We start from the raw sequence: 8,216 nt of genomic DNA, 5'->3' as shown, positions 1-8,216 counted from the left end.
GCATATATTAGTTCTAGGTTATTTATGACAGACTATATCAATAAAGAAGATAGACAATTAGCAGCTTCTCTTGTTAGAAAATATTTTAACGGAGAAATATCAATATGTAACTTATTTGATAACTTCCCAAATTTCGAAAATGATTATAAGATACGGGCTCTATTTTATAGAATTGAAAACAAACCTAAAACAGGATGGTTATTTGGTGTTTCAAAGTCAAAATATAAAAAATTCTTAGACGAAACTTACAATATAATTGAAGAATTGGAAAGTGATCAATTGCGTTCTAAAACAATGAAAAGTCTGTTTGAAATGCTTTGGCTACAATCAAACAATTGTACAGAGCAAATACAAAATATGGGGAATTTAATATTCGAAGTGTCAAAAATGACCAATAATTCTAAAAAGGAAGTTGTTAGATACCTAAACTTACTTATGGAGAAAAGCTATATTGAAAATATTTCGACAGAGCCTCTTTTATATCAATTTACATTAAAAGGAAAAAATATAAAAACGGATTCTGAAATAGAAGAATTAATAAAAAACGCCACATAACAGCTACTACAACGAATTTAGACAATACGGTTACTGGAAAAATGTTCTTGTATTTGGGATGTTTTAGAAATCTGAAAACAGGCCTTCATTTAGCCCCAAACCTGGTGTAGCAGCAGTACGTCGACAGTCAGTTGAAGCCGCGTTTACGCAGGAAATAATCTAACAGATTTAATTTCTTTAGACACCAAACTGAAAAAAATAAAAATCTAATCTTAAATCCTAAATTTATAGCATGAGCAAATCATCCAAAATTCAAATATATTTTTATTCAATACTCATATTTAACATAATTTGGTTATTTATATTTCCAAAGCCAATTAAGAATTTCTCTCCAATCATTTTTGCAATTCCAACTTTCCCTGTTTTTGCTTTAAGTTCATACAACAAAGTACACGAATTTAGTACAGCACTTAAAAACACACATCCTGATTTGTTTGAAAAATATGTTATTAATTATGGAAATATATATGACCGAGGTAAAATAGTTGAAATAGGGTATATTACAAAAAATGAGGATTTTGAAAATTTACAAGATGCGAATCTTTACGAATTATATAATTTATGTAAACAATTTGCGACGTTAACGATTTACTCCTTTATAATTACCATTTTTTTAGGAATCGCAACAGTTTATCTATAGAAACGCTATATCAGAAATATTGATATTGAAATAAGAAAATTATCTTTGTCAGCAGAATCGCGTAAAGAAGATACTTAAAAAATAAGGATAAAAATATCAGTTCCATTATAATACCGTAACGCCAGAAGCTACTACAGCGGATTTGGGCAACAGGCTTAATGCGAAAATGCTTTTTTATTTGGATTAGATGTGCTAATCTAAAATAGAGTTCAATTTGAGATTAAACCTTAACTATAAAGCCCTAAAAAAGAATCAAAAAACTTAACAGCCCATGATGGGGTTCGAGCCGAAATCTCCGTAGAATATAGGCATTTACAAAACTCTAATAAAATCTCAAAAAAAATAGAACCACAAAAAAAAGCCTAAGAATCTACATTCTCAGGCTTTTAAAATTAATAGTGACCCCGGAGGGGTTCGAACCCCCAACCCTCAGAGCCGAAATCTGATATTCTATCCAGTTGAACTACGAGGTCTTTTGATTTTAGATTTTAGATTTATGATTTCAGAGTTCAAATTCTGAACTAAACTCTGAAATCATGAAATTATTTACGATAATAACTTTTTTACAATTGTAGAAATGGTTTTCCCTTCAGCTGTTCCTCCCAATTGTGCAGAAGCCAATCCCATCACTTTACCCATTGAAGCAATTCCAACAGCTCCAGTTTCAGCAATGATTTTTGCTACTACTGCTTCTACTTCTTCTTCACTTAACTGAGCCGGTAAAAACTTCTCGATTACAGCTACTTGAGCCAATTCAGGCTCTGCTAAATCAGGACGATTTTGCTCTGTGAAAATTCTGGCGCTTTCTTTACGGGTTTTCACCAATCTCTGAAGCAATTTAATTTCATCGTCTTCTGTTAATTCTTCTTTAGAACCTGAAGCCGTTGCAGCCAGTAACATTTCAGACTTAATAGCTCTTAATGCTTCTAAACTTACTGTATCTTTCGCTTTCATGGCGGTTTTAATCTCGTCCATGATTAGTGTTTGTAAACTCATTTTCTAATTTTATTTAAATAAGCCAAGGCTTATAGATTGATCGATTACCTTTAAAATTATATTTTCTCCTTCGCTTAAGCTGACTAATAAGATTCACTTTAAAAACCTGTTTGGGAAGTCAAATTTTAAATTCTGTGCGAAGATAAAAAAAATAACCCGAAAATTAAATCCAATTTTCGGGTTATCCAATTATTATGATTTTAAAACTAGTCTACGTTGTCGTGCAAAAACGAATTGTTTGAACGCAATTGCAAATCGTTGTTACTGTCTGTTCCAACCGAAATTCTTGAGTTTGTGTTGTTTGCTTGTGAATTAGACAAATCGATACCTAATCTTTTGTAAGCAGGCTCTTTCTCCAATTCATCAATTCTGGACACATTATTATGGAATTTATAATTAAATTCTTTTAATTTTTTTCTTCTTTCTTCTGCTCTTAAACGTAAAGTCTCTTCAATTGTCAATTCCATCGGAGACACATTTGCTGTTGTGGAGTAATCCGGTTCAACAGCGAAATCAGGTCTTGGTTTCATGGTGATATTTAATTCTGCAGGAATTACTTCTTCTACCACTTTTTCAACCGGTTTTGACGTCATTAAATCGTTTTCAACTTCCATGTATTCCTCTAAAGAATACTTGATAACTCCTTTATCAGAAAGCTCGGTTACCGGTACAAATGAAACCGGATCATTTACTTTAATATTACGGGTTTCGTTTGTTAATTCGAATAAAACTTTAGTTTCTTCAACAACTGGCTCTTTCCTAACTTCTGGTTCGGATCTGAAAATTGGCAAATCAAAGGAGAATGTCGTTTGCTCTTCTCTTTCGAATGTTCTTTGCTGCACTTGCTGAACAGGTTTTATATCCTGAAAAGCTTCGGCTTGCGGACTCGTAATCGTAAAATCGATATCGGTTATCGGCGAAACAATTTCAAACGTAACATCCAAATTTTTGATAAACTCAGACATTACCACTAACTCTTCCTGATTCATCGCTGGAGCAACTGCCACCGGAGCAACTTCAAATGGTGCAGCTGCAACTGGTACAACCGGAGTGGGAGTTACGGGAGCAACCGTGTCTTCATCGTCCATTAAATCAAAAACAATTTTTTCTTCTGATTTACTGGTTGGTGTATCAATTGTTAAATCAAAAGAAGTAACTGACTTATTGGTTAGATTATGAACACTTCTTTGCTCATCTTCCAAGGTATGAATGATTTTTTTAGGCTCTGTATTAACGATATCATTTTGCTGTTCAACATCAAAACCTGTCGCAATAATAGTTACGGCAATAGCATCACCAAGAGCTTCGTCTTCACCAACTCCCATGATGATATTTGCATTGTAACCTGCTTCCACCTGGATGTGATCGTTTATTTCTCCAATTTCATCCAAAGTAATCTCATTTGATCCAGAAACGATAAGCAACAATACGTTTTTGGCTCCTGTAATTTTATTATCGTTCAGCAACGGAGAGTCCAATGCCGAAATAATAGCTTCCTTAGCTCTGTTCTCGCCCTCTGCCACAGAAGATCCCATGATCGCCGTTCCACTATTCGAAAGAACAGTTTTAGCGTCACGTAAATCGATATTTTGAGTATAGTGATGCGTAATTACTTCAGCAATACCTCTTGAGGCTGTTGCCAAAACTTCATCCGCTTTAGAGAATCCGGCTTTAAAACCAAGATTTCCATATACTTCTCTTAATTTATTATTGTTGATCACGATTAATGAATCGACCTGCTTACGCAATTTCTCAATTCCTAAAAGTGCCTGCTCCTGACGTACTTTCCCTTCAAACTGAAAAGGAATCGTCACAATACCAACGGTCAGGATCTCTCTTTCTTTAGCTAACTGTGCAATTACCGGAGCTGCACCTGTACCAGTTCCTCCACCCATACCAGCGGTAATAAATACCATCTTAGTACCACGGTCTAACATTTTTTCGATATCAGCGATACTTTCTATAGCAGATTGCTGTCCTACATCAGGATTTGCTCCTGCACCAAGACCTTCTGTTAAGTTCATTCCTAACTGAATCTTATTAGGAACCGAACTGTTCTGCAGTGCCTGTGAATCGGTATTACAGACGATAAAATCTACGCCTTTAATACCTTGTTTAAACATATGGTTGATAGCATTACTACCACCTCCACCTACACCTATTACTTTGATTACATTTGATTGGTTTTTTGGTAAATCAAATGAAATACTTCCAAATTCTGAGTTGCTCATCATCTTTTTGGTTTTTGAAATTCTTATTTAATACATTTTTTACTTCTTGACTTGGGGCCAATAAAGTAATCCTTTTCTTTTATTATCTTATTCTGCGTTGTCTAAAAAATCTTTGATTTTATCGACATATCGGTCAAAAAATGATCTTCTGATTTTTGTTTCTGTAGATTCTTCTTTAGAGACGCTGTTTCTAACTTCTCTGGTTTCTTCGATAGTTTCTACTCTTTCAACGTAGTTTTCTTCAACTTCGTATCGCTGTTGCACCGGCTGTTGTATCGGTGGCGGTACATTTCTGTAAACCACTTTTGGCTGATCGTTTACAATCTCCATTCTAACAGCACTTTGCGTACTATTCTCGATACTATTCATTACTAAACCAACTGCGGTCGCAAATAACGGACTGGAGATTTCTTCACTGGAATTTCCTGCCAGGTGCTCGTTTGGATATCCAATTCTCGTATCCATTCCTGTAATGTACTCTACTAATTGCTTGATGTGTTTTAGTTGAGCACCTCCGCCCGTAAGCACGATACCGGCAATTAATTTTTTACGTGGATCTTCGTGTCCGTAAGCCTTAATTTCTGCAAAAACCTGCTCTACAATCTCCACCACACGGGCATGAATAATTTTAGATAAGTTTTTAAGCGAAATTTCTTTTGGCTCTCTTCCTCTTAATCCCGGAATAGAAACAATTTCATTGTCTTTATTCTCTCCCGGCCAGGCCGATCCGAATTTTATTTTTAAAAGCTCTGCTTGTTTTTCGATAATCGAACAGCCTTCTTTTATATCATCTGTAATTACATTTCCTCCAAAAGGAATTACTGCTGTGTGGCGAATAATACCATCTTTAAAAATGGCTAAGTCTGTTGTTCCTCCACCAATATCAATCAACGCAACTCCGGCTTCTTTTTCTTCCTGACTTAAAACTGCATCCGCAGAAGCCAAAGGCTCTAAGGTTAATCCGGACAATTCAATTCCTGAACTCTGAATACATCTTCCCACGTTTCTGATTGAAGAAGCCTGCCCCACTACAACGTGAAAACTGGATTCTAATCTTCCGCCATACATTCCGATTGGCTCTTTAATCTCAGACTGCCCGTCGATTTTAAATTCTTGCGGCAAGACGTGAATAATTTCTTCTCCCGGTAACATCGCCAGTTTATTTACCTGATCGATCAAAAGCTGAATATCTTTTTCGCCAATTACTTCCTCCGGATTATTACGGCTGATGTAATCGGTATGCTGTATACTTCTGATGTGCTGTCCGGCGATACCTACTACCACATCTTTAATTTTATAACCTGAATTATTTTCTGCTTCAAGTATTGCTTGCTGAATTGATTGAATAGTTTGCGTAATGTTGTTTACAACTCCTCTCGCCACTCCCAAACTTTTGGATTTCCCAATCCCCAAAATTTCCAGTTTACCATACTCATTTTTCTTGCCTATCATGGCAACTATTTTGGTTGTTCCAATATCTAGACCTACTGCAATGTTATCTTTTTCCATTTTCTATTATTTTGTGCAAACTACTTGTTCCGTAAACCTAAGGTCAATTTTATTGTATTTGTATAACGAACTATCTAAAACCGCTTTTTGAAAAAAGGCTTTATAGTTATTAAATTTCTTATCAACATTCATCGTTCTGCCAAAATCGATGAAGTAATTATAGTTTCTATTAAACATTTTTAAGCTGCCATTAGGCATAATTTGTATAGCAATGATGTTTTTTTTCAAAAACGCATCGTCATAAATTGTGCGAAATAAAGCAGCTAAATCTTCGTTATTTTTTTTATTAATTGCCCCCGAAACAAGAGGAACTCTCGCAGTATAATTGTCCGACAAGGGCATTTTATTACCCTCATAGTCAATATAAAAAGATCGATCACCATCATAAACTCTTGCTATTGGTGTCTTCTGTTTTACTACTGCTTTTAGAACGCCGTCAATGCTTACAAAAACATCTGACTTTTCAATCATGTCTTGCGCATTGAGGGTTTTCTCTATCTTATTCAAATCTAATTCATCTTTTCTAATACTGGAAGCGTCTTTTTTATTTTCTATCAACAATTTATTAACCGTTTCAGGCTTTACAAACAGGGTGTTTTCTCCTACAAAAACGACCGTGGATTTTTTTAATTTTCGATCTCCATTTCGATGTTGAGCGAAGGAATATAAAAAAATAACCAACCCAAAAATGAGTATCAAACGAATATTTGTCCAATTAAATATTTTCATTCAGCATTTTTTTAATTGAAGGAACCATCTCACCAAGATCACCAGCTCCTATTGTTACAATTATTGGCGCATCACTGGCTTTGATCTCCGCTAATAAATCCTCTTTTGCAACAATTTTTTTGTTCGAATTTGTCATTTTTCCCAACAGCCATTCTGATGTAATCCCTTCCATCGGTAATTCACGTGCCGGATAAATATCCATCAGAAACACTTCATCAAATGCTGATAAACTCTCCGCGAATCCATCGGCAAAATCTCTGGTTCTGCTGAATAAATGCGGCTGAAAAATAGCCAGTACTTTACGTCCCGGATACAATTCCCTAACTGCCTGATGTACTGCATTTAGCTCTGTTGGATGATGTGCATAGTCATCTATATACACTAAATTTTCAGATTTAATCTGATACGAAAAACGTCTTCTGATTCCGTTGAATGAAGCAATGGCCTTTGCAATGGAGTCGGTCGGGGTGCCGAACGTTTTAGCCATCGCAATAGCCATTAGTCCATTCATTAAATTGTGTTTCCCCGGCAATCCAAAACGCAGGTCTGTCATCACTTCTGCTGGCGTCTGCACATCAAAAACATAACTTCCGTTGTCGATACGAACATTAAAAGCCTTGTATACAGCTTCTTCGTTTATAGCACACTGAACTCCTTCAAGAGGTAATTCTTTGGTTATAAACAGCTTATTTTTATCTTCTACTTTTGAAGCAAATTCTACAAACGAAGCCTCAATTGCATCACTGGTTCCGTAAATATCCAAATGATCTGCATCCATTGAAGTGATACAGGCAATATTAGGATGCAAGTGCAAAAACGAACGATCAAATTCATCTGCTTCCACTACGGTAACCGTTTTTCCTTCTCCAATTAAATTCGAATTGTAATTCTCTACAATGCCTCCCACAAAAGCAGTCACATCTGCTCCGCTTTCATACAGTATATGCCCCAAAATACTTGAGGTTGTGGTTTTTCCATGTGTTCCTGCCACAGCAAAACAAAACGTATCTTTAGTGATAATCCCTAAAACTTCAGCACGTTTTTTAACCACATAATCTCTTTCTGTAAAATAATTCCATTCAGCATGTGTTTTGGGTACAGCCGGTGTAATAATCACCAGTGTATTCTCAATATAATAGTCCTTTGGAATTAAACCAATATTATCTTCAAAATGAATATCAATACCGCTTTCAATCAACTCGCTTGTCAGCATAGATGGTGTCTTATCGTAACCGGAAACCTGTTTCCCTATATTTTTAAAATAGCGGGCCAGGGCACTCATACCGATGCCTCCAATACCAATAAAATAAACGTTTTGTATTTGATTTAAATTCATTTTTTCTTTTGCTTTTTTTTTCTGCTTTAAGCATTACGCTTTAGGCTTTAAGCCTTCCACTTTTGTCTTTATTTTTTATTCTCTTCTTGCTTTAAGCAATAGGCTTTAGGCTTTAAGCACTCAACCTTTGTGTTTATTATTTATTCTCTTCTTGCTTTAAGCAATAGGCTTTAGGCTTTAAGCACTCAACCTTTATGTTTATTATTTATTCTTTTCTTGC

General features: G+C 35.4%; 7 protein-coding genes and 1 tRNA gene. 2 read left to right on the top strand and 6 right to left on the bottom strand.

The annotated features are described in order from the left end of the window. Both JO950_RS13195 and JO950_RS13190 read left to right on the top strand, forming a co-directional pair. On the top strand, positions 1-555 hold a 555-nt coding region (locus tag JO950_RS13195), incomplete at its 5' end, for a hypothetical protein (RefSeq protein ID WP_237732351.1). Between the two features lie 232 nt (positions 556-787). Further along, entirely contained in the window at positions 788-1,195 is a 408-nt protein-coding gene (locus JO950_RS13190; RefSeq protein ID WP_202703061.1) for a hypothetical protein, read from the top strand. 399 nt (positions 1,196-1,594) lie between these two features. On the opposite strand, the gene JO950_RS13185 is transcribed toward JO950_RS13190, so the two are convergent. From JO950_RS13185 to murC, 6 genes are all read right to left on the bottom strand, one after another. Next, positions 1,595-1,668: transfer RNA gene (locus JO950_RS13185), tRNA-Arg, on the bottom strand. Between the two features lie 73 nt (positions 1,669-1,741). Beyond that, positions 1,742-2,191, bottom strand: a complete 450-nt coding sequence (locus tag JO950_RS13180) for a GatB/YqeY domain-containing protein (RefSeq protein WP_202703060.1) — start codon at positions 2,189-2,191, stop codon at positions 1,742-1,744. A gap of 206 nt (positions 2,192-2,397) precedes the next feature. Then, positions 2,398-4,425 carry a cell division protein FtsZ gene (gene ftsZ / locus JO950_RS13175; RefSeq protein WP_202703059.1) on the bottom strand — a complete coding sequence of 676 codons (2,028 nt, stop codon included), beginning with the start codon at positions 4,423-4,425 and terminating at the stop codon, positions 2,398-2,400. A gap of 84 nt (positions 4,426-4,509) precedes the next feature. Further along, positions 4,510-5,931 carry a cell division protein FtsA gene (ftsA, locus tag JO950_RS13170; protein WP_017497013.1) on the bottom strand — a complete coding sequence of 474 codons (1,422 nt, stop codon included), beginning with the start codon at positions 5,929-5,931 and terminating at the stop codon, positions 4,510-4,512. 6 nt (positions 5,932-5,937) lie between these two features. Continuing rightward, on the bottom strand, positions 5,938-6,660 hold the full coding sequence (locus JO950_RS13165; RefSeq protein WP_202703058.1) for a cell division protein FtsQ/DivIB: 723 nt from the start codon (positions 6,658-6,660) through the stop codon (positions 5,938-5,940). Continuing rightward, entirely contained in the window at positions 6,647-7,996 is a 1,350-nt protein-coding gene (murC, locus tag JO950_RS13160) for a UDP-N-acetylmuramate--L-alanine ligase (protein ID WP_202703057.1), read from the bottom strand. The genes JO950_RS13165 and murC overlap by 14 nt, the downstream gene beginning before the upstream one ends. Between the last annotated feature and the right edge of the window lie 220 nt (positions 7,997-8,216).

Source organism: Flavobacterium sp. UGB4466, from assembly GCF_903469665.1.
Classification (GTDB): Bacteria; Bacteroidota; Bacteroidia; order Flavobacteriales; family Flavobacteriaceae; genus Flavobacterium; species Flavobacterium lipolyticum.
This window is presented reverse-complemented; position numbering and strand designations above follow the sequence as displayed.